Source organism: Cellvibrio sp. ATLC23, assembly GCF_057196725.1.
On sequence record NZ_JBXUOS010000002.1, the window covers coordinates 264,604 to 291,302 of the forward strand.

Here is a 26,699-nt window from a genome sequence, read left to right on the forward strand (position 1 = left end):
ATGAAAAATGGCAGCTTCGGCTGCCGTTTTTTATGACTGATAAATAAAAAAACCCACACAACAATTGCTGTGTGGGGGAGAAAAAATTAAGAGTTACGGTCGTCACTCTTAATCAGCGAAATTTTTAATTCAGTAAATATTTACTCAGGGCGCCAATCCAGCCACTCACAAATACCGCGTCCCATTACCCATTCCAAGTCACTGCCTTTCAACCAGTCTATGGTTTCAATAAATTGGTCGGCTGCACTGCGATAAGTCGCATTCAAACGCGAAAAATCACTGCCCCAAAACATTCGCCGTGGGCCGAAAGCGTCAAACACACGCTTTAAATGATCCTGCGTATCGCGAAACGGATAGGCTGTTTGCGACCAACTGGGTACCGCGCTGGTTTTCACCGCGAAATTTTTATATTTTGCCAGTGCGCACCACTGCTCTATTTGTTGCGCAACATGGTCTGCATCTGAACGCTGGATATTTAAATGATCCAGCGATAATTTTAATGCCGGATGTTTTGCCAATAACTTCTGAATAATCCCCGAGGCATTTTCCAAACCAGGCAACATAAGCGTGACAGGTAAGTGATGACGTTCGGCCATAGGCCAAAGCCAATCGAAAGCACCATCGCGCAATAATTGTTGATAGCGCTGGCTGTGAAAAATGCAGCGCACGCCCAACATCCCCTGCTGTTGCCGCCATAGAATAAACTGCTCATCATTCATTGGCTGCTCTAAAAAAATGCGTCCCATTATGGCAAAGCGATCAGGGTGTGACTGCACTGCATCCAAGGCTAAATCGTTGTAATGCCCCTCCCAAGATGGCGGAATTAAAATCGCGCGATCCACGCCTGCACTATCCATTGCCGCAATCAGCATTTGTTTGGTCATGCCCCAATCACTGACGCCGGGATACGCCGTGTGCGGTTTTGCCGCCACCGAATTGGGCCATGGGCGCGCCGCACAGTGGGGCGCCCAGATGTGCACATGGGAATCAACAATCAATTCAATCTATCTCTGCCGCACGCAGTCACAGCGATTAAAAACTTAATAGGCTTCATCATTCTCGATCAACACCGGCTCGGCCTGTTGATCGCGTTTAAATAAATAGGTATTGCAAATATCCACTTCATTGGCCGAGCCGAGTACAACCGACACCCGCTGATGCAGCGACTCAGGAGTAATTTCCAAAATGCGCTGGATTTTATTCATCGCTTCACTGCAAGCTTTGCCGCCTGCGTTTTCAATTAACAACGCCATAGGATTCGCTTCATAAAGTAAACGCAATTTTGCTGGCTGACGCGGGTTGCGGTTGTCATTGGGGTACATAAAAATACCGCCACGGGTTAATACCCGGTGCACATCGCCCACCATGGCTGCATTCCAGCGCATATTAAAACGCTTGCCGCGCACTCCGGTTTCACCCAACAATAGATCTGCAACATAGCGCTTAAAGTTATCGCTCCAAAAACGTTGGTTGGCCATATTGATGGAAAACTCTTGCGTATTTTGCGGAACCTGCAGCTGCGCATTAGTTAACACCCATTCATTGCTGTGTGGGTCGAGGGTAAAACAGCGGGTCGGACCGCCGCTGGTCAACACCAATAAAGTGGATGCACCGTAAAGAACATAACCTGCACACAACTGATTTTTGCCCAGCTGAAAAAATTGTGCGGGGCTATCTGCGGCAACATTTTCCAATGCGGGGTAGATAGTAAAGATAGTGCCTATCTGACCATTGATATCGACATTTGATGAACCATCCAGCGGATCAAACGCGACAATATATTTACCCGATTGATGCAGTGCGACAACATGCTCCTCTTCTTCAGAGGCCAAGGCGCGTACACAACTATTTTCGCTCAACGCCGATTTCAATAAATCATTGGCGATGACATCCAATTTCTTTTGTGTCTCGCCTTGCACATTTTCCACTTGCGCCGAACCCAACACCCCGGCCAATGCACCTTGACGAACTGCGAATGCTATTTCTTTGGTGACGTCAATCAGTGTGGTAACAACACTTTTTAGTTCGGCGGCAACCTTATCGTGATTGAGACAATTTTCCAGGTCTTGCATTGGCATATACCTTCTGAAATTGCGATTAATTGAGCTGGCAACAATCGCTGGATTCTGTTTATTGGCCGCTGACCGCTTAGCCAGTTCATTGCTAATAGAATGCATTGCGTATTGCGCTGAATTAATCATAAAAATAATGCTTCATTGGGTTAAAAAAAGGGGTTGATATAGATCCGCTCAAAGAGCGGATTTGATTTAGCTATAGCGACCAACGCAATTTAAATCGCGAAACGATTGCTGCAAACGCAACACCATACTTTCTTCCAGGCTGCGCAGCCAAACGCGTGGATCATAATATTTTTTATTCGGCGCATCGGCACCTTTGGGGTTGCCAATCTGCCCCTGCAAATAATCTTGATTGGTTTTGTAGTAATCCATTACTCCCTGCCAAGCCGCCCATTGGGTATCTGTATCTATATTCATTTTGATTACCCCATAGTTGATGGACTCAGCGATTTCCGCTGGGTCAGAACCTGAACCGCCATGAAAAACAAAATCCAAACTATTGTGCGGCAGATTAAATTTTTCACTCACATAGGATTGTGAATTTTTCAAAATTTCCGGAGTGAGTTTTACATTGCCGGGTTTATAAACACCGTGCACATTGCCAAAGGAGGCCGCAATAGTGAAACGCGGGCTGATTGCACTTAAACGCTCATAGGCATAGGCCACATCTTCCGGCTGGGTATAAAGCGCCGAGCTATCCATCCCGGAATTATCTACACCGTCTTCTTCACCACCGGTGCACCCTAATTCGATTTCCAAGGTCATGCCCATCTTGCTCATACGCACCAAATAGCGCGAGCAGATATCAATATTTTCTTCCAGCGACTCTTCCGATAAATCCAGCATATGCGAACTGAAGAGAGGCTTACCGGTTTCAGCAAAAAACGTTTCGCCCGCATCGAGCAAACCATCAATCCAGGGCAATAATTTTTTTGCCGCGTGATCCGTATGCAAAATTACTGGCACGCCATAGGCTTCGGCAACGGTATGCACATATTTAGCCGCAGCCACTGCACCCAATACCGAGCTTTCCAAACCGGGCAAGGACAAACCCTTACCTAAAAAAAATGCCGAACCGCCTTGGGATAACTGCACAATGACGGGTGAATTAATTTTTTTTGCTGCTTCCAAAGTCGCGTTGATCGAGTTAGTGCCCACAACATTGACGGCGGGATACGCAAACCCCTGCTGCTTGGCAATACTAAATAACATTTGTACTTGATCACCGGTTGCGACACCGGCAGGTACTACATTCACAAGATTACTCATCATGATCACCTGTCCCGATTAATTAATTGAAGCTGCAGACTGCGGCGCGGTATCAGGTTGATTGCCTTTGGCAATGGCCTGCTCGGATACCTGCTGACAAATCGCTAAAAAATGGCCTGGGTCAAGGCTTGCGCCACCCACTAACAAACCGTCGATATCGGTTTGCGCCAACAGCTCTTTGGCATTGGTTTTAGTAACGCTGCCGCCGTATAACAAACGAATACGCTCCGCCGTAGCCTGACCCAATAACGCTGCCAATTCACGGCGAATAAATTGATGCACTTCCTGCGCCATTTCTGGGGTTGCAGCAAGCCCGGTACCAATTGCCCAGACTGGCTCATAGGCGACACATAAATCTTTACCATCCAGATTAATATTTTCCAAACCTTCACTGAGTTGACGAAAAATAACGTCTTTTGTGATATTGGCATCGCGCTCTTCCAGATTTTCCCCAATACACAACACGGGCAAGAGACCGTGATTAAGCGCGGTTTGCACTTTAATCTGACAGCTCTGGTTATTTTCGCGAAACATCGCGCGGCGCTCTGAGTGGCCAATCAAACAAAGTTTACAACCCGCCTGTTTTAGCATTTGCGCCGAGGTCTCACCTGTGTAAGCGCCCGATTCAAACTTGCTGACATTCTGGCTGCCGATACTGATCTCTGAATGCTGCAAAAAGGTGAGCATATCGCGCATATAAATATAGGGCGGACAAATCGCAATTTGCGTTTCAAAATGTTTGCCGATAAAGGAAGCCACCGAGGTACAAATTAAATCTATGCCGCCATTGAGCTTCCAATTGGCAATAACCATGGGCTTACGCTTGTGCTGTTGAGCATTCATCATTTTCTTCCTGATAATACCGAATACTGATTCGGGACAAGGTTATTCAGTACAAAGTGATCGGCAATAGTTACCCGCAGCTGTGCAATGCACGACTGAAGCTAACATCCAACGCAAAATTGACTTACGAAAAGAACTTTTTGGATAAAACCTTACACATAAAATCGATGAGTGATCTATTGCTCCGCAACACATCACTCAGCAGATTGTTAAGCAGTGAGGCCGCTCCAAAAATCGATAAAAATTTGCTCCGGAATAATGGCGCCAGGATGTTGGATCACCAAACCTGCCGTGCGTGCCGCCCATTCAATAGCGGTCGCCACCGACCTGCCCGACATACGCGCGCCCAAAAACACACCATTAAACGAATCGCCGGCAGAGGTGGTATCAACAACGTTGCTGGCAGGCGTGACCGGATAAATGTCTAGGGCATCGCCAGCGATATAACAAATTTCAGCTGGACCATTTTTCAATACCACTTCAGCGATATGAAATTGGCTTAATAAAGCGCGAATTTGGTTCACCTCGGCCAAACCATAGAGCTGCACAAAATCATCGACACCGGGTAACAACAAATCGCAAAAGCCAAATGCTTTTTCAAAATTTTGTTTGGCGATATTCGCATCTGGCCACAACCGCGCGCGGTAATTAGGATCAAAGGCAATTTTTACACCAGCGCGTTTTAAATCGGCCAGTAGCGCCCAAAATAAAGGGCGATCCTGCGGCTCCAAAACAGCCAGTGAAATGCCTGAAAAGAAAAACCAATCTGCGTGCAGCAAGCGCTCGCGGACCACTTCATCCATCAGCGACATAAGTTGTCGCGCGGCAGAATTTTCACGCCAGTAAGTAAAGGTGCGCTCGCCTTCCGCATCGGTGTTAATCCAATAGAGCCCTGGAATACGGGTCGGCGAACGCACTACTGATGCACAATCCAATTGCTCTTTTGCACAGTATGCGAGCATGGCTTCACTCAATTTGTCATTGCCTACTGCGGTTAACAGGCAAGTATCTATGTGGGCAAAGGCACGCTTTAAATACACCGCCGTATTATAAAAATCGCCTGCAAATGATTGGCGCAAGTGACCGGGTTCGATCTCTTGCAACTCTGCCATACACTCGCCCATGAGAAATATCTGACTCATAAATAACTCTTTACTCAACCGTTAATCCGCACACCATTGACTATTTGCTGTCGGGTTTTGCCACCGGCTCAATACGCCCAGCGAGAAACACCGAAGCCAATACTAATGGCACTAGCGCCGCGCCCAGTACAAAGAATGGGCCGTAATTTCCACCGGCAGTCAGCATAGGTACCAACTGGATGCTGATAATCACACTCAATACTGCCGAAGTGCCACTCATACCCGCCAAAGAACCCACGCTTTTGCCCGAGAAAAAATCACTCGGCATAGTTTGAATGTTGCTAATGGCAGCCTGGAAGCCAAACAAAATAACGGCAATTAATAACACCGCGAGTAAAGGTGTATGAGCCATTGAAGTCAAAATCAACGCGGGCATCATAATCACGCAACCTAACGTGATTACCGTTTTGCGCGCTTTATTGACTGACCAATTACGTTTGATTAAACGACCTGCTAGCCAACCGCCAAACAAAGCGCCAATTGCAGCACCCACGTAAGGCACCCATGCGAAAATACCAATTTGTTTTACATCGAAACCAAATTTTTCATTCAAATATAACGGCAACCAGGCCACAAACAACCACCAGATAGGGTCGATAAAAAAGCGCGAAAAAATCACACTCCAGCTTTGGCGATGTTTTAATAATTCCAACCAACCAGGCACATATTCTTGTTCTGTGGTCTCAGTTACTTTTTGGCCGGATAAAATATATTCGCGTTCTTCAGGGCTAATCCAAGGGTGAGAGTCTGGTGAGGACTTATAAATAATCAGCCAAGGCACTACCCACAAAAAGCCAAGACCACCAATAATCAAAAACGTGGCTTTCCAGCCAAGAAAGGCATACATAAAAGCAATAAGGGGCGGTGCAATAATTGACCCCATAGAAGCACTTGCCCCAAATATACCTTGTGCCAATGCGCGCTCGCGTACCGGAAACCATTCAGCATTCGCTTTGGTTGCGCCAGGCCAGTTTCCCGCCTCACCCAAGCCGAGGAAAAAACGGAAAATACTGAAGCTCATTACCGAGCTGGCAACCGCATGTAGCGCAATCGAAACCGACCAAACCACAATCGACAATAAAAAACCAATACGTGTACCTAGCGCATCGAATATTTTTCCGAAAAGCGACTGACCAATCGCATAGGAAATCATAAACACCGTAATGATATTGGCGTAATCCTGTTTATCCATGCCCAGCTCTTCCGCTATGCCTGGCCACATAACAGAAAGCGCAGTGCGGTCGATATAGTTAATTACCGTCGCAAGCCCGACTAAAGTAATAACAAGCCAGCGCAAGTTTTTTACAGTTTTCTGGCTCATACTTTTGCCTCTAAGAGATCTTCACGATACGGACTAAACGTATCAATCAAAATACCTTCTTCAATACACACCGCGCCATGCTCAACATAGGGTGCAACAAAAAAGCTATCGCCCTCTTTCATGCGCTTAATAACACCGCCGAGATTCACATCAAAAACACCTTTGGCGATATAGGCAACTTGCGAGTGAACGTGGCTGTGAACATAGCCTTCTGTGCCAGCCGCAAACCAGACCTTCACCACCATTAAATCTTTGTTATAGCCAAGCACCTGGCGAACCATGCCGCCGCCCAAATCTACCTTGGGAGTTTCTTCGCTAAATATAAAATCTTTACTTGTTGTCATAAAATAATCCCCTTCGTGGAAAGACTGTGAATAGTTGGTATTTTTAGTTTTCGGTAAGGTCTACCAGACGGAAACGTCCGCGAAACGAATACGACTTACCCTTAACTGTAACCTTATTTATTTTTTGCTCATCAAATTTACGGGCATTGTTTACTAACAGTAGCAGTTTCAAACCATTGTTAAATTCAACACTCAATTGATCTATATTGCCCTGTTGTTGATGGGCTATAACGCTCACCTGACTGTTGGCAGCGGTGGTAAATTCACTGACCGGGTTATATTCGCCGTGCGGTTCAAATACGCTGGCAAATGCGGCATTTTTTGCACTGGGTATACGCAGCACAAAAGCATTTTCAGTGCGCAAATTAAAATTCGGATCATTCGCTCCAATTTGGGTAAACAGTATTTTCATATCAGCTTGAGCAAGTGTGCTGAGTGTATAAAAGCGACCATTATCATTTAACCAGGTGATTTGACTCAGCGGTTTTTCGGCGGTGGCTGTAGCTTTTAACCACAAATGTTCATAACCAAATTTTTTGCCCAGCGGCGCTAGCGTTTGAGTAGCCGTATTCAAGCTAAAATTGGTTTCTACCAAGTGCCCTTTATATTGCAGGGGCAAATCTAATTGATGCGCCTTACTAGCCTTTACCGTCAATAAATCCAATACTACTGGCTGGGCTAATTTTTTATGGCTGACTTGTGCCATAGTGCGTACAAATTCAACATCCGGGTAAGCATTGTCTACCCGTGCAGCAGAAATCTTTAACGCGCCTTCATTGGCAAAATAAAGCAGCTCTGGGTGGTTGCGATCACCCACATCAGTGTCACCGTTAAAATGACTGGTTTCATCCACCACCAACGTGTTATGGGCAATGGTTTGATTGGCGTAGGTTTTATTTTCGGGCAAATAGCGCCCACCAAATTTTGCTTCGACATTTAAAAAGCGCGCCGCACCATAATCTGAAACAATTTCTGCGCCTTTGTCGTAGAACAGCCAATTTAATTTATCGAAATGGCCATGCCCCATACCTTGAGCGGTTGCTTTAAATACTAAAGCTTGATCCTGTTCGCGCATCACCACCAAACCGCCAGCATCGCCTTTGGCACCATCCTGAAAGACCATGGATGAAAATGCGTAAGGTTGCTCCAAATGCTGATCTAATGCCTGCGCAACACGCAGACCATCGCCAGTGAGAATAATTTTATTCTGCTGTTTGGCGATCGCTAACAAACCCGCATCTTTTGTTGCGGAATAAGCGATAGCAACACCATTGACCAATTCGATGGTATTTAAGCCCTTATCTTTAATCGCATCATTAATAGGGAAAAATAAATTGTTGTAACTCAATTGAATGGTGGTGTTCACTGCTTTTAATACTATGCCATCGCGATAGGAAAATATTTTTCGCTGCGGCTCATTCACCGCAATCGCCTTGGCAAAAGTCACAAAGGGCAGCAGCGCATAACGCTGATAGTAGGGACCTTCGGTGTAGTAACCCTGTGGTGAAAACAATTCATCTAGCTGGCGAAGAAAGCCGCCTTTACCGGATTTATCCGCACCGTAAAGAGCTTGCTCTACCCACTCCTGTTCACCCAGTACATAACCGGTCATACCCACCGCACAGGTTGCCCAGGTCGCGTGGTTGTGAATAGTGTTAAAGGTATGCGGTGAACCCTCGGATAAAAACAGTGCTACCGGGCGCAAAATTCCCGCTTCAATTTTTTTGCGTTCGGTCACTGTGAGTGCAGGCATTACTGCATCGTAAGCTTGAATGGTATAAACCAACCAAACCGATTCATTCAGGTTCTGCCAAAATAGTTTGCCCGCCGATATAACCGAATCTGTTTTACGCTGCGGATGCAAAGGCAGAGTCGGGTACAAATCTGCGTACATCAACAACAGATCGCGCACATAACTGGCGTACTTTTTATCGCCCGTTAATTGATAGACAATTGCCGCATCGTACATAGTTTGTGCATTGTTTTTATGCACTTCATGAGTAAAGCCACCACCGGAATCGCGCGGCACCGGCACTTGTTTTGGTTGCGTCAGTTTTATATCCAGCTGCGCTCTTTTAGCTTGAAATTCGGCTTGAAAACGCCCTTTGCGCGCAACTTCTGCCCGCATGTCTTTAACATCTTGCGCGGTCACAACCAAGGCAGGGTGTGACTTCGCTGTTGCGTCATCCGCAAGTGCATATTCAGCAAGGCCATAGCAGACAAAAAGTGCAAGCAATCCAAGACGAGAAAGCAGGCTTTTATGCATTGTTATCGTTGCTTTTTTCATAAGGAAATCCAGATTATTTAACTAGTAGAGCAATAGGGCTGACTCAACGTTACTCTTCACGGTTGTCGATATACTGCACAGTAGAAGCGCCTTTGGTGTGCAACTCAGTTACCTTAAGAGCGGGTACTTTGGCAAAACGATTGGCTCGAATTTCAGTATCGGGATCGCCAACGGTATGCTCAATCACAATGCCTGCCGTATCCATAAACTGACTGTTGTTAATGCGCGTAAATTGCACTCCGTGTAGATAAAGCGATGCCTGACGTTTGTTACGACTACCCTGCCCCACTTTTTCAACATGGTTATTTGTAAATAAAAAATGTGGACCAAAAGTACTTTCGTCGGTTCCGCCGCGATACATACTGAGTAAGACACCCTCAATATTGGTAAAACGATTCTTATCCATAATGAGTGTTTCAGCATTGTAATTACCGAGGTCGTCAATCTCTTTATCCAACTTCAACAGATCGCCGGTAATCTTGTTAAATTCTGAATTCTGGATATGAATTTCTTCTGCCAAACTGCGACTGCCAGCATTTAAAAAATGATGTGAGTGATTGATATTTAAATTTTCCACTTTGGTATTTTCAACAATCAACCGGTAACTGACATACATACCACTCTTAAGTGTACGAATCAGAATATTGCCTGCCGAGTCCGGGCTTTCACTGCCATCAATAGTGAGATTGCTCAGTTTTAAGGAGCCGCCATTTTGGATTTCAAATAAGGTAGTGCGCCCCGGCAATATCACTACAGTGCCGGATTTTTTAGCGCGAATACTTAGCACCTTATTAATTTCCAAAAGCTTGGCAATTTTATAGCGGCCAGGCGCTAGGACTAATTCATCGCCGGTTGCAGCTGCTGCTATAGCATTAAACAGGGAGTTTTCTACTCCGGCTTTAACATTAATCACCTTGCCTGAACCAAACTCCACTCGATCCGCTTTTTTCTCATACCACTGCGGACCCACTGCTGATTTTTTAATAGGCTGCAGCGATGCAGGCGCACCGACATTTTTATACGCATCACCCTGCGGCATTAACAATCCCGCCGAATTACGCTTCATGGTTAATTTTGTCCTGCTAAAGCCTTGTTTTAAATTCGCTGAATCCGCGTTGTGCAGAACATTATCTGCAAACGCGATTCCGCTCATATCATCAAAAATTTTAAATACGTCGGCAGCGGCATCATTGAACACCAAATTTTTCTGCATACGGCTATTCACTGGTGGCGCATTTCGCTCTGCATCGCTGCCAGCACCTAACTGAATATTATCGACATTGATAAACGTATTGTTTTCAATCTGTGCATTAACCACTTGACCATAGCGATTGATCGGCGCATTGATTGTGCCATTCATTACCGCAAAACCACTGCCAAAACGGGTTCCGGTTAAACCTTCCAAATAGTTATTGCGCACCACTTGGTCGCTATTAATAACGCGGATACCACCGGTGTGCTCTGCGCCATTTCCGAAAAACACATTGCCTTCAACCAAATTGCCGTTGCCGTGACGCAAGGTCAGGGTTCCGCGCGCCTCAAAAAACACGTTGTTGCGGATAACATTTTTGCCGGACTTAATTGAAATAATTTCTACCTCGCCGTCGCAGCGATCGAAATAATTATTTTCAATGACCGTATGAGAGTCAGTCAGCGAATAGGTGCTTGTGCCTACCCGCAAGGTTTCGCCGCCATTGGAACCAAGAATTGGGCGATGACCAAAATAATTGTGATCAATTCGGTGATGATTTTGCTGGCTATCGGAGCTGTTCAAGCGTACTGCCATGGTCACGCCCAAATTACGCTTGCCAGCCAAATAGCTATGATCAAAGCGGTTATGCTTACCGTATAACGCGACCCAATAATCGGAGGAGTCGCGATCGGGGTTATTAAAATTATCGATCACCACCTGGGTGACACGGGAGTGATTTGCCAAATGGGTATCGTTGCGCTTAAACGCAATCACTTCCTCTGTAGGGGTATAGCCATTTTTAAACACCAACCCTTCTACAACTAAATAGTTTCCCGCCAAACGTAAGTTAGAAAGGCCGGAGATGATTACCTTACCGGGCGTTTCCGCGCGTAAGGTAATGGGTTGCTGGGCAGTGCCCTCTGCAAAAAAACCAATTTCAAAATCAGACCAGACACCATTTTTTAACACTATGGCATCGCCCGGCACTACTTTTTTCAGTGCTGACTTAAACGCGCTTTGGCTTTCAACCAGAACATCTTTTGCCAATAGCTGAGCACTCAGTGACAAACCGAGCACCAGAACACTAAAGATTTTTCCGAACCATTGCATTGCATTACCTCATCAACATTGTGTAGCGCTGGGATTGAATAAAAATGGTGAAACACGCACCTTAATCGATCCGTGTTTCACCCAACTTCCACGAGCAAAAACAACAACCAGTTTAGAAAGTAGCTTTTAATTTCAAATAGTATTTAGTACCTGAGGCCGAGATACCCGCCGTTAAATCGTCAACCGCGCGAGTGAAATATTGCGGCTCTTCCAACACATTGATGCCCTGTAAAGATACTTTCAGGTTATCCAAAATGTTGTAAGAGATAGACACATCCACATATTCAAACGGTTCTACATAACGGTTTGATGCCGGGTCTTCATTAGGTTGGAAGTAACGCGAGCGGGATTTATATAGCGCGCGAATTTCCCAGTCTTCGTTTTCCCAAAATACCGAACCAGAAAACACTTCTTTAGAAAAGCCAAACAGATTGGCGGGTTTAGCAAATGGATAAGCCTCTGCGATTTTTGCACCAGTCTCATCGTATTGCGCACCAAAGATAGGGTCTTCGTTTTCGAAATCAGAATCGGCATAGTTATAAGCGAGCTTCACACCAAAGCCATCAAACGGCGCGGGCAACCAAGTAAAACTATGCTGACCTGCTAACTCCCAACCAGTAAGACGTGCCGAATCATCAGTATAGGTGCCGGTGAGTAATTCGGTTTCTATATTTACGCCTTCAATAGTTACTGTAGTAGGAATTAACACTTCCCGGAAATTAGCTTTGAAATTTTTGTAGTAGTAAGCCAACGAGATAGATGAATCTTTACTCGGGTACCACTCCAGCGATATGTCGGCATTATCGGATAACAATGGCTCTAAAAATGGATTGTCGCCCGACGCACGAGCAATCAAGTCATTGGGGTTGGTAATATTGTCGCTACCTTCAACCAGCAGGCGACCAGAACCCATGTCTTGCAAATTAGGACGTGACATGGCGCGATAAAGTGCACCGCGCAACAATAAATCGTCTTCAAGATAGAAGGTGATATTAGAGCTTGGCAGCACGGTAGTGACACTGTGCTCATTGGTAAACTCAGTTACATCGCCACCAGTGACCGCGACCAGCGAGTAAAAAGTTTCACCATTTTCTTCACGGGTATCCAAATCATATTCTCTGGAGTAACCGGTAGATGTCACCTTGGTATTCACCACACGTACACCAACATTACCGGTAACAGGCACGCCCAGATTGCCTTCAAAACTTCCCATCACATAGGCGGCAAATACATCTTCATTGATTACGTCATCACCTACGCTGCGGCGGTCTGCCAACTTACCAAAGTCAGCAAAAGTACCATCGCTGTTGTAACCCGACATAATGCCGAAACCACAGCGTCCATCGAGTTGCGCATAGCCGCCATCAGGGAAGCCCGAGCCACCAACAGTGCCGAGAAAATCTGAATTGGTCCAACCGATAAAGCAATTGTCAACAATACGATCAACTGTAGGTGCACCCGTAACATTGTATTCACGCTGTTCTACTTTTCCGGTTACCGGGTTCCACATTGAATCGGTATCCTGATCGGAATAAAGCTCTTGTTCCGAGTAGCGCACACCGGCTTTGACTTTGGAAATCACGCCAGTATCGAATTTATATTCCGCATCAAAACGTGCAGCGGCAATCGTGTCGAAACGCTCTTCCAGTTGGCGGCGATATTTAGCAACGGTTCGATTGGCGTTGTTGGCCATCGACCAGCTCGCTGGATCGGCCGGATTAAATGCTTCACTCGCAACAAAGCCCGCATCGTCTGCACTGCGGCGACTCTTATCGAGAAACTCCAGTTGCGGTACAAATGAATCCATATTGCTGATGGAGTAGTTGATATAGGCATCAGTACCCAAGCGCGACTGGAAACTACTGCGGTCGCGATGCGAACGGGAATAGGAGATATCACCTTCCAGCGTTAAATTATCGGTCGCATCAAAAGCTGCATTTAAGCCCCAACCAAGGTAGGTTTCTTGCTCTAAACGGTAGTAGCCCTGAGTTTCAACTTTAGAAGCACCAGTGGAGTACCACAGCGAATGATCTTGACTGACTACTTGGTCGCGCAGGTCGCGACGGGTATCGGTCAACACAAAATCGTGGCGATTTTCAAAATAGGAATTGTCTGAAGTCACTATGTCCGCATTAATATCCCAACGCTCATTGGGCTGCCACTGAACCGCACCTACCAGACCTTCGCGATAGTCGCCATCAGTCTGATTGCGCCAAGTATAGGAGCCAGAGCGTACATAAATAGAATCAGGATCAAAGCTGTCGTAGTTGTCGCGCGTTACACCTGTAGCAGCAGATGTTTCGCAGCGCGCATTTGTGCCAGAAGTGACCGGCGTACCATCAGCTTTACGGCTAGCGCACGCGACCATGGTGCCGCTACTCATTGTGATAGTTTCTTCGGGATTGGCCGAGTCAGTGCGTTGAAAACCAAGGGTCACACCTAACTTACCAAAATTATCTGTATCAAACTGGTCTACATAGGAAATGGTTTGCTCATTGCCAAGCCCATTTTCGCCGTCTTGGTTTGCACTCACCTCATTGTAAATTGCGCTTACATCAACAGTGATTTTACGGCGACCAAAATCCAGTGGGCGCAACGAGTTAATGTTGACCGTACCAGCTACACCACCTTCTACCAGATCTGCCTGCTGTGATTTATACACAGTCACTTTGTCGCTCAAGTCTGAAGGGAATTTTTTGTAGTTCACTGCGCGCGTATAACCCGCACTGGTAACCACACGGCCATTAAAGGTGCCAGAGCCCAAAAAGGGGCCAAGGCCACGAATAGACATTTCAGATGCACTGCCCTTACCGCGATGACCTGAAACCGAGGTGATATTTTCAATAACATCGGACATAGACAGACCAGGCAAACCACCAAAGTCAGATGCTGCTATAGCATCCACAATTGCCGTGTTTTCTCTTTTTACATCCATAGAGCGAGTCATTGTGGCTCGCAATCCGGTTACGACTACTTCTTCAACCACACCTGAAGCATTCTCTTTAGTTGCGTCAGGTGTGGTCTGCGCTATAGCGGGAACACCCATCAAACCAAGCAGGGCTGACGAATAGAGCAGTGGGCTCAAGCTTGATTTTAGATTTAATAACGCCAAAGCCTCTGCAAGCTTGTTGCGTTTTACCGGTAGTTGTGCAGGCATTCTGCTGTCCTCGTGAATATTATTGTTACTAACCACAAAATCTTAACAGTTAAGACCAGCATGTCAATCTAAAATTGACCAATAAGCAAATATAAATATTACCGATAATTCAAATCTGGTATTACCAATAAAAAGACCAAGAACTCTTGAAATATAGACACACACGACAGGCCTTTTTAGAATTGGCTTTGCCAATTACCTAGCGATTGAGTTATCCTTGACCAGAAACCATATTTTGGTGCGCACCAATGAGGATAAGAAATGAAGAACCGTCGTTTGTTTTGGCGCATTGTCGAAAAAATTGAAAACCTGATTGATACCGGTATTTACCCGCCGGGCAGCAGACTGCCGCCAGAGCGGGAGCTCGCTGAAAATTACGGCGTGAGCCGCCCCACCATTCGCGAAGCCATCATTGCATTGGAAGTGCGCGGCCGAGTGGAAGTGAAAACCGGCTCAGGTATTTATGTTGTAGAAAACCAATCCGCCGAAAATAAAGATTTAAAAATTAGCGCCTTTGAGCTCACTCAAGCGCGGGCATTGGTAGAAGGCGAGGCAGCCGCACTTGCCGCCACCACCATTACCGAAGAAGAACTGGCAGCGCTACACCAAACACTGGTTGATATGGAAAATGAAGCAAGCGCCGAAAGTGCCGACAAAGAGTTTCATTTAATTATCTCCAAGGCGACACGTAACAATGCAATTTTGGTTGCAGTAGAAAAACTTTGGTTACTGCGCGGCGCCAATGAAGACATCATCGATGCATATAAAGGTGTGTGCAATCAAAGCTCCCCCAAGCGCATGGAAGAGCACACCGCCATTTACAGCGCACTTAAAGAGCGCGATGCAAATGCAGCGCGCGCCGCAATGCACCACCACTTCAAACGCCTGATCAACGCCTTGTTTGACGCAAGCGAAAGACGCGCACTGGAAGAGATACGCCGAAAAACCTCGGAAAACAGAGGCCGATATTCACTCGACCACCTTGCACCTGCGCACAACTAACCTGACAAAATCGCACAATGTTCCGATTAGAAGCCCAAAAAAAAGACCTGCATCAGCAGGTCTTTTTTATTTAACAGCAACAAAAAATAATTACGAAAACAGCAAGCCGCCATTAATATCAACGCAATTACCCGTCATAAAGGAAGCCTCTTGCGACATTAAAAATGCCACAAGACTACCCACCTCATCGGCAGTGCCTTCTCGCTTCAATGCAGTTGCTGCAGCGACCTTGGAGCGAATATCATCCTGCGTAAATTGATCGTGAAAGCCAGTACTAATCATGCCGGGACAAACACTATTGACACGAATATTTTTAGCGCCCAACTCTTTTGCCAAACCGCGCGTAAAAGTCATGATCGCTCCTTTTGATGTTGCATAAGCTACAGCACCGCCGCCACCGCCATCGCGCCCCGCTTGCGATGCAAAAGTAACAATACTATCGCCATCTTTTAAATGCGGAATAGTGGCGTGCACCATCATAAACAATGAGGTCAAGTTCACATTCATTACATTGTGCCAATGCTGTAGCGACATATCTTCTATTTTAATACGCTCTAGCAAACCACCCGACACATGTACCAAACCATTAAGATGACCAAACCCTTCGAGCGCCGCAGTCACAACACCATTCGCCTCAGCCTCTTGAGTGAGATCAGCCCTGAGGGCGATCGCGCTAACACCATAGCTTTCTATTTCCTTTACAACGTTAAGTGCAGTGCCTGAACTGGAATGATAGGTCAACACTATATTAGCGCCGCGCTTTGCCAAAGCTATCGCACATGAGCGCCCTATATCGCGCCCACCACCTGCCACTATGAATACCTTACCTTTCATGTCCATTACTGTCTCCAGGCTTAAATAAAGAAATTGGCGCCGCTATCTGCCCCAATAGTTATTGGAATAAGTCATTTAAATTTACCATGATAATCAAGCATGTCAAACAAATTGTGCCGCAGTGGCATTACCAAAACACCAGCAACACCCATCCAATACAGCAGTAAAAAACTGCAATACTTTTGGAGAACTATTGAAAAAAACAGACAGAAAAACCGACCAATTCAGAGCAGATAAATGCTTATGAAGCAGACACAATACAGCGAGGAGCATCGGGAATTTCGATGCAATAAATAGAAGAGGCAGCCGCGCACCACCACATGAATTAGCGCGCGACCGCCATTAAGCAGGACTCAAATTACTTCTCTAGCTTAAGGAAGTAGTCAAAAATCTCCGGCACATTACCGTTACCCATACCTGCCTCAACCGCCGCCTTGAGATTAGCGGAGGTGCCTTCGGCGATCTGGGCGCGCGTACCAAGGTTATCAACCATCTCCAGGAAATAGCCCAGATCTTTATTGGCATTAGCAATCGAGAAACCCAAGTCACTCACACCATCAACTGCATAGTTTTTGCAGAACTTCATAAACGGCGAACTTGATGGACCAGTCGACATAATGTCGAACAGCTGTTGACGGTCTACACCGGCGCGATCAGCTACAGCGAAGGCTTGCGACATAGCGGCAACAGTGGTCATACCCATAAAGTTGTTGATTAATTTGGTGGTGTGGCCAGCACCAAGCGCACCAAGATAAAAGACGTTCTCGCCCTGCATCTCAAGCACGGGCTTCACTTTCTCAAAAGTCGCCTTGTCACCAGCAGCCATAATATTGAGCAGACCATCTTTTGCATGCGCTGGGGTGCGACCCAGTGGAGCATCAATCATGCCCGCGCCTTTTTTCGCTAAATCAGCGCCAATTTTGCGGGTTGACGCTGGAATTGAAGTACCGAAATCGACCAATACCGCACCTTCTTTGATACCTGCCAGGATGCCATCTTCGGCATAAACCAGCTTTTCAACAACCGCCGATGTGGTGAGGCAGAGCATCACTATATCGGCAGCTGCAGCCAGTTCACGCGCAGAGGTAGCCTCGGTAGCACCACGAGCAACAACTGCGGCAACCGCCTCTTTGTTGAGGTCCATTACAATTGGCTTAAAGCCTTTCTTTTGCAGGTTCTCAACCATGTTGCTGCCCATAAGGCCAAGACCGATGAAACCAATGACAGGTTTTGTCATATCTAACTCCTAGAGAGATTGATGTGCGTTAAATGACATACAAGACGAAACAATTATTTCCCCCTGCAGATAGCTTACCAAATTATATCCAAATAGCACATTTTGTCAATCCAATATCAACATAATCATTACCAAGCTGCATTACCAATTAATGAAGCACACTAAGACCACCCAGCAAATTCAGCCCTGCGACATAAAAAAGGCGGGATATTCCATGAATATCCCGCCTCTGGTACAACCTCTACCAAGCCTTAGGCTCGACGGCAGCGCAACAAAACTCCAGCCAGCCCTAGCAATGCAAGCAACAAGCTGCTCGATTCCGGAACACTGACAGCGGGTCTAGCGCTTTCACCTTGCAGGTTGATTTTCACCTGGGTACCAGAATTAAACGCCAAGCCCTGCCAGTTCACATAAACACTGCGCGCATCAAAACTGATACGGCTCGCATCCAAACCCACCATATTGGACGACACATCCAGAACGGCTGCGGTTAAATTGATAAAACCACCCAGATCGCGAATCACAAAACCGCTAAAACTAGCGGCATCCCAAGCGGTATCGCTGTCACTGTAAAAAAAGTTATTGATCACAATGGAGCTATCCGCAACATCAACGGAAAACATATCAAAGAAATCGAATTCAACACCATCGCCAACCACAGCAGAATCCAACTCCGCATAGGCACTAGCCAGCGTAGGATAGTAATAGGTAAAACCAACACTCTCGCCATTTAACAGGCCCGCTTGAGCATGCAAGCTAGCCAGCCCAAGACCGACAACGGCGAGTAATTTTTTAACCGTGATATTTAGCATCATGCAACATCCTTCACTTAACAATTAATAGAGAGGCAGAAATGATTAATCTAATGAAAGACCATAAATTTCCAGCACAGAAGTACCCCATGGATCCGTTTCATAACGGCCCGGCACCCAACCCTTGGCCGCACAGTTATCATTAGTGCCACCATAAATATCGGTGACTGTACATGCCTGATGATAATTGCCCGCCTTGAAGTAACAGCTGCCAATCACACCACTAAACGCCTGGGTTTTAGTTGACGTCACACCGGTGCGCTCATTGGTATAAGACACGGTTTGATAACCACTACCATCGGTACTGATCACCACATTCATCATGTCGCCGATTTGGTATGCCGCATCCAAAATGTCGTAAGAGGTGTCGTTATTCCAATGTGCTTCAATTTTTCCAATATCAGTCAAACCATTTCCGGTGCCAACACTGCCAGCACCCTTAGGCCCAATGTAGCGAATCTCCAAGTTGTCATTTTTGCTGTCATGAATTTGCCCAATACTCATTTCAGGTTTGTGGATTGGCGATTTGGTAATGCGCTGGCGCACAGTCATTTTGCGCACCGCATCCGTACAACTCCACGCCGCACTGGTGCCGCTCGCGGTCATTTCGCGCAATTCCGTACGCGCATAAGCGGTGCCGTTACTGGTGCGCGCACCACCAAATATATCGGTCATGACCATAGCGGTTTTATCGCTATTCAACGCAAAGTAAGTTGACGAATAAGTTGCCAATGCCGGCTGCTTAATTTCTTGTGCGCTGGTACCCACACCACTAGCACTGATCGGCAGGGTTAATTTCCACAGCGACAAACCGCCACCCACATCCGCCGGATACACAATGCCGCCAGTAGCAGGAACTGACGAAGCCGCTGCCGACGAGCTGGTCGCCAATGAGGGTACCGAAGAAGAGGAGGAAGACGAGGACGGTGTTACCGAAGCGGCAACACTGGACGAAGCCGCAGTGCCACTGTCTAATTTAAATTCATCAAAACGCCCTTCACTGCCACTATAGGCAGCAGACAAAGTAACCGAAGTCGCCATCCCGGAATTGAATGTAATGGTGACCAACTGCCAACTACCCTTTGCAGTGACCGATTTTGAATAATTGATCAAACCGACCTTGGCACCGACCTTGCCACCGCCCAATACATAAGCAGTAAAGGTATAAGTGGTATTGGCGGCTACAGATACGACTTGCGACACCACACCCGATGAGGCGGTAATTTTTGCCGACTTAGTGCCTACATAAGCATCGCCCGAAATGGCCACGCTGCCGACCCGCGTCCAACCAGTCCAGCTGCTTTCGAAGCTGGGATTGTTAATCGCCACTGATGCTGCATTCGCGCCCACTAACGGCAGCGCACAGAGCACACCGGCTAAACCCGCATTGCACATGATGTGTTTGAAATTATTGAACATGTAATTCCCCAGATTATTGATTTTATTAACGGATGTTGTCATCGACCCTCTTTGCCCCAAACAACCCAAAACACCCGACCAAAGGGCGCAAAGGCTGGCCAAGCTACATCCAGATCAATATTTATGTCAATCCAATTTTTAGAGGAATTGTCCATTATTGGTATTACCAATAATGGACAATGCGCAAACATCGTCATTACTCGGCAAATATCCGTGAAAATGCAATCATGCAGGGGCTGAGCGGCTATTGAAAATAACATTATTGAATGAACATGAGGCTGTAACTTAAAGTCACAACCCAGTCCAGCAGGATAATTGGTATTACCATAGAAGCTGTCGAATGCGGATATTTGGAGCAGAGCCCACCAGATCAGCATCTTATCCACAAAACCTGTGAATAACTCTGTGAATGAACCTGTGGTAATAGTGGCCAACCCCCGCCAATACTGACCTAAGCGCCCGTGTTCAATTCATGGACGCGCGGAATTGACACGAGTTTTCGGATAATGCTCGCGCTATTGTTCGGCAATGATTGGAGAGGCTGAGTGAATCGCACAAGGTGATTAGCGGTACTCAGGCGACTCGCTGTCGCCTGAGCTTGGTGAGGCATCAATCAGGTTAATTACATGCTACTGCTGCAGTGGGTGCCGGACCATTAGCGACACCTTTTACACCCTGCACACCAACTTCTATTGTCTGACCAGGATTGATGGTAGTCATCCAGGATAATGGCTGTGCCAGATAAGGGTTGTTACCCGTCACCGTAGCATTCCAGGTATTGGTTACCCGCGAACCATCAGCATACCGCCAGGTGATCGACCAACCGGTGATTGGTGTTGAGCTGTTATTACTAACTCGTACGCCAGCAGTGAAGCCCTGACTCCATTGGTCGATGATCACGTGACTGCACACCAGACCATTCACAGCGGAGCTGGCCTGACTTGAGCTACTGGAGCTTGCGCGCGAACTACTAATACTGGATGAGCCAGTAGACAGGGAAAAGTTCATCCAATTTAAATTGAATAAATAATTGCCGCTGCCGGCAAAATTCAATCGCAACACTTGTGGGCCAGCGGTTAATTGAATTGCTTTTGATACGCTTGTCCAGGCTTGCCATCCACCGGTATTCGCTACGGTTACCGCGCCAACATTTTTACCGGCAGCAAGTATATTAATAGTACCGCCCGCTGTGTTGCTCGCCACACGGAACTGCACCTGATACAAACCCGCCGTTGGCACATTGATTTGATACTCAACAAAATCACCATTTTGTATATAACCAACATTCAATCCGCCACCAACATCGCTCGTGGTTTCAGTTTGAACACCAAATTGATTGGTAAAAGCTTCAGCTTCAATGCGCCCCAATATCACAGCAGCAACTGAACTTGCTGAACTGGAAGAGACTGAGCTTGATGAACGCTGGCTGGAACTGCTTGCCAAAGAACTAGCAGCGCTTGAGCTTTGCACCGATGCCGATGATCGACTGGACGCAACCGAAATAGTTGATGAACGCGTACTGCTTACACTGGATGAGTTACCCGTTTTAATGCAGGTATTATTCGGGCAATAAATGCGATAGTTTCCGCTCGCAGCCAACATGCCAAACAAATAAAGACTGCCATCGTAATAGCGATATTTTCCCCGCGGAATTGGTGTGTTCCAAAGATCCTGAACAAACGCCCAAGTCTGGGCCTTGCGGGATGCCAATGAACCCACCGCATTCATCGCCACCAAGCCGGGCGAATGATCGGTATTATTTTCATAAGCATCACCATTTAATTCATACAAAGAACCGTAAGACTCAACCCCTTTACCGGTAAAAAATGTTTGCAAACGCTCGGCATAAGTCACCGCCCATTCGTCTTTTTTAAACCAGGCATAATCCAGTGAGGCATTGCTGATGGTACGCCATGCATCGTATTGAAATGTATCTTTCCAATGCTGGAAAGCACCATGTGGGCGCCCGTCGAAATAGGCGTAGTCCGGGTTCAATCCTGTTGTTGGGTGAACTGTAGTTTTAAAAAATGCGCGACTGCTTACTGCCAAATCAGCCCAAAAATAATTGTTGTTATCAGCCCACAGCGCCCACAGCTCATAAAACCCTGGCAAATGATAAGAGGGGTCGGTCCAATTGCGATCACTGGGCGTCGCCGGTGAAAATACTATTTGCTTAACCTTATGATCAAACAAACTAAAATATTCCAGTTGACCGTTATTGCCGTAACGGGTTTGGCCGTTGTTGAACATATCATCCAATAATTTATTTGCTTGCTGACGGTAATTAAAAATACCGGTTCCATCACCCCAGCGATGCGAAGCAAAAAATAATGCCGTGACAAAATACTCTTCCCCATCCGGTGCAGGGTTCTTATCCAAAATCGCGCCGGAGGTCGAGGTTTGCCACGCGAAATAGCCTTTCATATCACCAGATTTATTCAGCGCATATTGATTGGCCCACTTCCACAATTTATTAAAATCATCTTGGCGATTCATTTGCACTGCCGCCATCATCCCGTACGACAACCCTTCGCTGCGCACGTCGTTATTGCCGGTATCCCAGATATACGCCATGCTCGGATCATTTGGCATTTCAATAAAAATTGCTTCGCCATCCAGAGTTTTATTGCTGCTGTGGAAGAGTTGGTTGTAAGTCGCATTCAGCTTGGCCGTAATCTCCGCTTGGGAGTAACCCGCCTCAGCAAATAGGTTGCGATACACACCCGAATAATAGGAACCCGTTACTGGCAATACAGGTGGTGGGGGTGGCGGCGGAATTGCGCCCACGTAATGCAGCTCATACCAATCTAAAAAAGTATCATTAGCACCGGTATCCGTTTCCAACACAAATCGAATTTTTGGTGACGCCCCCGCTGATTCCAATTTAAATTCAATGCTACTTACCTTTGGCGTGGTTCCCGAAAAAGAAACCGAGCCTACTTTTTTTGCATCGATATAAATGGCCATGCCCGCTGCGGAATTTGAGCTACTAGCGCCGCGCACATCAAGCCGAAAAATACCGGGCACATTGGTGAATTTATTAGTCGCGTGTTCAACGCCGTCATTATTTCCGTAGGCCGCGACACCGCTAAATGGCGAAGCGATTCGCCCCGAGTAACCCGGGAGCAAGGAGCCGCTTTCCGATTCAACATGCTCCAATAATTGCGCCTGCGCTCCCGCACCTAACGCCCATAAAAAAACAACTATAAATAGAGAATTGATTTTCACTTTTTATCTCCCAGAAACTTCTATTTAAAAAATGCGCCGATGAATTAATTATTTTTCAAGCAAAGCAATACCGTTCAACCTTGATTTAGGTTGAATTAAAGACAGCTCGATGATTAATTTGCACGATCAACTTTTTACGGCGCGAACGAACCCACTACAAAGTATTAATGACTTTGCACCCACATCACCTTACGAAGAGATTTTTTTGAAACTAAATTGCCGTTATTGTCGTTGTATAAATTTTTTTAACATTGTTATCCGCCGACAACATAAAATCACTGTCGGCAAATTAATTATAGTCACCTTAACTATATATATGGTTAAGCAGTTCAAAATAGGGAGTCTATATGCTGGATGTTCGCTTCATGTAACAGATTACACATAAAGACTTTTTTACTATTGATTTCTTGTTTTGTATAAAAAAACACTTATTCAATTCGATTCAAGCTCATAGGCACTCGCAGCCATAATGCTCCAACACTTAAACATTGTCGTCGTTACTGCGCTTTCGAAATTGCGCTGCTTTATAACGATTGCCGCATAAAGCCATGCTGCACCAACGCCGCCTATGCGCTTTTGTACGGTCATAAAACCACAAGACACAGTCAGGGTGCTCACATTGTTTAACCAGATCAAAGTTGCCCTCCACCAACAACTGCGCAACCGCCTCAGCAACCTCACCCAACAAAGATGCCGTGGCAGTACAACTTGAGGTGCGGGTCAATACCCACTTTTCCTCACTGTCGCGCACCAAATGAGGTGCACTTTGGTAAGCGTGTAGATATTTATTCAAACCACTAATATCAAGCTCCCCTCCTTTCTTCCGTTGAGTTATCAGTTGATGCGCCAGAGCGCGCAATGCCTGCGCTTGGGATTGCAAATCAGCAGGCGCGATATTGCACTGCAGATCATTAGTACAACGCCTAAGCCATTCCAAAACCTGATTATTACTATTCCAGAAGTCAACTTCCCTGCCATCAACCCGCGCTTCAGTATTCAACATATCCAGCGCCAGATGATCGCCCACTAAAGGCGCAGCAATAAAGTTGTCATCATCGTGCTTGCCAATATCCAACATAAAATAACCCCTAAAAAATACGTTGACAGGTTACCAAACATCAATCAAGCTAACAACAAGTAACCGCTTAATACAGACTTTAAAGGTTACCATGAGATTGCCATCAGACCTCACCTACGGAGCTACCATGAACATTAAAGTCCTATTTATCGCAGTGTTTGTTCTCTTTTGCACCCTGCCTGCCACTGCTGGGGCACCTACACAAGTCCGCTATCACTCGCTTGAAGTTCAAGGCGTTAAGGTTTTTTACCGCGAGGCCGGTTCGCGGGAAGCACCAACAGTTTTACTGCTACACGGGTTTGGCACCTCCTCCTATATGTTTCGCGATTTGATGCCGCAACTAGCACAGCAATATCACGTAATAGCCCCTGACTTGCCCGGCTTCGGCCAGACTGACGTTCTACCTGGAGTTAAATTCAATTACACATTCGATAATCTTGCTCGAGTCATGGACGCGTTTACTCAAGCAAAAAAAATGGATCGCTACGCCCTATATGTATTTGATTACGGTGCTCCCGTTGGCTGGCGCCTCGCGGTAAAAAGCCCACAGAAAATTACCGCTATCATTAGTCAGAATGGCAATGCTTACGAGGAAGGATTAAGTGCAGGTTGGGCGGATATGCGCAAAGCATGGGCGGAACCAACGCCTGCAAACCGTGAAGCTCTGCGTAAATTTAATACAGCAGAGATGATTAAGTGGCAATACATTGAAGGCGTCAAAGATACTTCAGTGATTGCTCCGGAAAGTTACCAATTAGCTTATGCGGCGATCGAGCGCATCGGCGTGGAAGTGCAAATAGACTTGTTGCAAGACTACGGTCAGAACATTAAACAATATACACAGCTGCATAAATTCTTTCGCAAACACCAACCACCTTTATTAGCGATATGGGGGGAAAACGATCCATTCTTTATACCCGCAGGCGCAAACGCATTCAAACGTGACAATTCAAAAGCGGAAGTGCATTTTCTCAATACCGGTCACTTCGCAATAGAAACCCACGGCAAGGAAATTGCGACAGAAATACTGGCGTTTTTAAGCCGTAGTATCAAACCTTAAAAAATTCCCGGCGAGCCTAGAGAACATCAGCTCAGGCTCGCGTATTCCTATCTTGTTTCAACATCAATAACAGCATGACCATCACTAAAGGCACTTATGCCTTTATCCTCATCTCAGGTACAAATAGCCCAGCAATAAACCACGCTGTTACAAAAACCCAAAACCATTTCGTCGTAAACTTAATTTGCTCTTCGGTTGTTTCATGAAAATATCCAAACCAATTCCAGGCAGAATTCCATCGTTCCAATACACACGCGCCGCCCCAACTAACAACCCATTTGGTATAAATACTCAAACCAAAATAAATCAGCACCCATAAGCCGGTAGACAAATAAAGTGACTCAGGCACGGCGGACTTCCCCTTTAATTAATTATTAAGAGTGCAGTGTTTGTAGGATAAACTTCGCTAAGCAACCTGCAGTCACCGACTTTCGCAATTAAGTAGTCCTCCTTATCCCATCAACTTGCACAACTGTTTTCGCCTCAGAGCGCTCAATCATTTTTACCAGTGCCGATTGAATGGTTTCATCTTCACGCGCGTCGAGCTTACTGGCGAATCGTTCCAGCTGAACCTCCGCCCCCTCCTCCAGCAAAAACTCCACTAACACTTCATCGGCATGAGCGGCGGTTTTACCCGAGTAACTTATGGAAATTTGGGGATAGCCCTGAAAACCCATTTTGGCGCGCTTGGCGATACGTTTTTTTGATTTATCCAAATTCATAGAAAGTCTCGGCAATAAAGTACGAACGGACGGGTGATACACCCTATAACCACCCTCCAAACAAGTACGGGGTATCGCCAGCTTAGCGGATTTGCTGTTAGAGAAGGAAGTTTTTGCAAGCGGTAAGGTATAGGAGTAGAGACCGTCGACTAGGGTGGGTACATAGCTAACCTAATATTCCCTTACGAATCCAATTACTCTGGTTTTTTATACTTCGGCATTGCGATTGGAATCACGGCTTCCTTTTTAAGCTTTTTCTTAAACGGATTATCTGGATCATTGATGCTTATGTCATCCGTCATATCACCGCCCTCCATACGACATTTGGGACCGTTTCCACGCTCATTCGCATGTTGGTAATCTTGTTGAGTAATCGAAGTCATCATCAAGCCTCTCTTTTAAAGACGGGTCTGCAGTCTATAAAACAGGCCTGATGTATTCCGTTAGCTACCGAACAATGAAATAACTTTAGAACTGGGTAGCGTAAGTTTTTAAGTGGCTCCACGCACATATTTCCTCGGGGTTTTATGCTACAAACACCCATGTCTTGCACGCGCTAGGATC

The 26,699-nt window shown here is 46.2% G+C and carries 20 protein-coding genes; 2 read left to right on the top strand and 18 right to left on the bottom strand.

The window, feature by feature from the left end:
• Positions 1-140 precede the first annotated feature (140 nt).
• The 10 genes from AC2CG4_RS04175 to AC2CG4_RS04220 all read right to left on the bottom strand — a co-directional run bounded on the left by AC2CG4_RS04175 (position 141) and on the right by AC2CG4_RS04220 (position 14,743).
• Positions 141-998: an amidohydrolase family protein gene (locus tag AC2CG4_RS04175; RefSeq protein WP_484485076.1), complete on the bottom strand. Its 858-nt coding sequence runs from the start codon at positions 996-998 to the stop codon at positions 141-143.
• Between the two features lie 42 nt (positions 999-1,040).
• The gene (locus AC2CG4_RS04180) at positions 1,041-2,072 is read right to left on the bottom strand and encodes a class 1 fructose-bisphosphatase (RefSeq protein ID WP_484485307.1); all 1,032 of its coding nucleotides are present in this window, start codon (positions 2,070-2,072) and stop codon (positions 1,041-1,043) included.
• A gap of 195 nt (positions 2,073-2,267) precedes the next feature.
• Positions 2,268-3,347, bottom strand: coding sequence for a class II fructose-bisphosphate aldolase (fbaA, locus tag AC2CG4_RS04185; RefSeq protein ID WP_484485077.1), 1,080 nt, complete (start codon positions 3,345-3,347; stop codon positions 2,268-2,270).
• A gap of 18 nt (positions 3,348-3,365) precedes the next feature.
• The gene (gene tpiA, locus AC2CG4_RS04190; protein WP_484485078.1) at positions 3,366-4,193 is read right to left on the bottom strand and encodes a triose-phosphate isomerase; all 828 of its coding nucleotides are present in this window, start codon (positions 4,191-4,193) and stop codon (positions 3,366-3,368) included.
• A gap of 206 nt (positions 4,194-4,399) precedes the next feature.
• Positions 4,400-5,332 carry a sugar kinase gene (locus AC2CG4_RS04195; RefSeq protein ID WP_484485079.1) on the bottom strand — a complete coding sequence of 311 codons (933 nt, stop codon included), beginning with the start codon at positions 5,330-5,332 and terminating at the stop codon, positions 4,400-4,402.
• A 40-nt stretch (positions 5,333-5,372) separates the two neighbouring features.
• Positions 5,373-6,653: an MFS transporter gene (locus tag AC2CG4_RS04200; protein WP_484485080.1), complete on the bottom strand. Its 1,281-nt coding sequence runs from the start codon at positions 6,651-6,653 to the stop codon at positions 5,373-5,375.
• Positions 6,650-6,997: a cupin domain-containing protein gene (locus AC2CG4_RS04205; RefSeq protein WP_062062323.1), complete on the bottom strand. Its 348-nt coding sequence runs from the start codon at positions 6,995-6,997 to the stop codon at positions 6,650-6,652. Before AC2CG4_RS04205 ends, AC2CG4_RS04200 begins: the two co-directional genes overlap by 4 nt.
• A 43-nt stretch (positions 6,998-7,040) precedes the next feature.
• Positions 7,041-9,284, bottom strand: a complete 2,244-nt coding sequence (locus AC2CG4_RS04210) for an alginate lyase family protein (protein ID WP_484485081.1) — start codon at positions 9,282-9,284, stop codon at positions 7,041-7,043.
• Positions 9,285-9,333: 49 nt separating this feature from the next.
• A complete protein-coding gene (locus AC2CG4_RS04215; protein ID WP_484485082.1) occupies positions 9,334-11,586 on the bottom strand; it encodes a chondroitinase-B domain-containing protein in 2,253 nt (750 codons plus the stop codon).
• A 112-nt stretch (positions 11,587-11,698) separates the two neighbouring features.
• Positions 11,699-14,743, bottom strand: a complete 3,045-nt coding sequence (locus AC2CG4_RS04220) for a TonB-dependent receptor (protein WP_484485083.1) — start codon at positions 14,741-14,743, stop codon at positions 11,699-11,701.
• 261 nt (positions 14,744-15,004) lie between these two features.
• Here AC2CG4_RS04220 and AC2CG4_RS04225 point away from each other — a divergent pair, with 261 nt between their 5' ends.
• Positions 15,005-15,745, top strand: a complete 741-nt coding sequence (locus tag AC2CG4_RS04225; RefSeq protein ID WP_484485084.1) for a FadR/GntR family transcriptional regulator — start codon at positions 15,005-15,007, stop codon at positions 15,743-15,745.
• Positions 15,746-15,835: 90 nt separating this feature from the next.
• On the opposite strand, the gene AC2CG4_RS04230 is transcribed toward AC2CG4_RS04225, so the two are convergent.
• From AC2CG4_RS04230 to AC2CG4_RS04255, 6 genes are all read right to left on the bottom strand, one after another.
• A complete protein-coding gene (locus AC2CG4_RS04230; RefSeq protein ID WP_484485085.1) occupies positions 15,836-16,585 on the bottom strand; it encodes an SDR family NAD(P)-dependent oxidoreductase in 750 nt (249 codons plus the stop codon).
• 352 nt (positions 16,586-16,937) lie between these two features.
• Positions 16,938-17,816, bottom strand: coding sequence for an NAD(P)-dependent oxidoreductase (locus AC2CG4_RS04235; RefSeq protein ID WP_484485086.1), 879 nt, complete (start codon positions 17,814-17,816; stop codon positions 16,938-16,940).
• Between the two features lie 251 nt (positions 17,817-18,067).
• Positions 18,068-18,631, bottom strand: a complete 564-nt coding sequence (locus AC2CG4_RS04240; protein WP_484485087.1) for a PEP-CTERM sorting domain-containing protein — start codon at positions 18,629-18,631, stop codon at positions 18,068-18,070.
• A gap of 42 nt (positions 18,632-18,673) precedes the next feature.
• The gene (locus AC2CG4_RS04245; RefSeq protein WP_484485088.1) at positions 18,674-20,089 is read right to left on the bottom strand and encodes a polysaccharide lyase family 7 protein; all 1,416 of its coding nucleotides are present in this window, start codon (positions 20,087-20,089) and stop codon (positions 18,674-18,676) included.
• Positions 20,090-20,665: 576 nt separating this feature from the next.
• The gene (locus tag AC2CG4_RS04250; protein ID WP_484485089.1) at positions 20,666-23,275 is read right to left on the bottom strand and encodes a glycosyl hydrolase family 8; all 2,610 of its coding nucleotides are present in this window, start codon (positions 23,273-23,275) and stop codon (positions 20,666-20,668) included.
• Positions 23,276-23,756: 481 nt separating this feature from the next.
• Positions 23,757-24,353, bottom strand: coding sequence for a CGNR zinc finger domain-containing protein (locus tag AC2CG4_RS04255; protein WP_484485090.1), 597 nt, complete (start codon positions 24,351-24,353; stop codon positions 23,757-23,759).
• Positions 24,354-24,480: 127 nt separating this feature from the next.
• Here AC2CG4_RS04255 and AC2CG4_RS04260 point away from each other — a divergent pair, with 127 nt between their 5' ends.
• Positions 24,481-25,413, top strand: a complete 933-nt coding sequence (locus AC2CG4_RS04260; RefSeq protein ID WP_484485091.1) for an alpha/beta fold hydrolase — start codon at positions 24,481-24,483, stop codon at positions 25,411-25,413.
• 437 nt (positions 25,414-25,850) lie between these two features.
• On the opposite strand, the gene AC2CG4_RS04265 is transcribed toward AC2CG4_RS04260, so the two are convergent.
• The gene (locus AC2CG4_RS04265; protein ID WP_484485092.1) at positions 25,851-26,135 is read right to left on the bottom strand and encodes a hypothetical protein; all 285 of its coding nucleotides are present in this window, start codon (positions 26,133-26,135) and stop codon (positions 25,851-25,853) included.
• A gap of 194 nt (positions 26,136-26,329) precedes the next feature.
• Positions 26,330-26,521 (bottom strand): hypothetical protein, encoded by a 192-nt coding sequence (locus tag AC2CG4_RS04270; protein ID WP_484485093.1) that lies wholly within the window; start codon positions 26,519-26,521, stop codon positions 26,330-26,332.
• Positions 26,522-26,699: the final 178 nt, after the last annotated feature.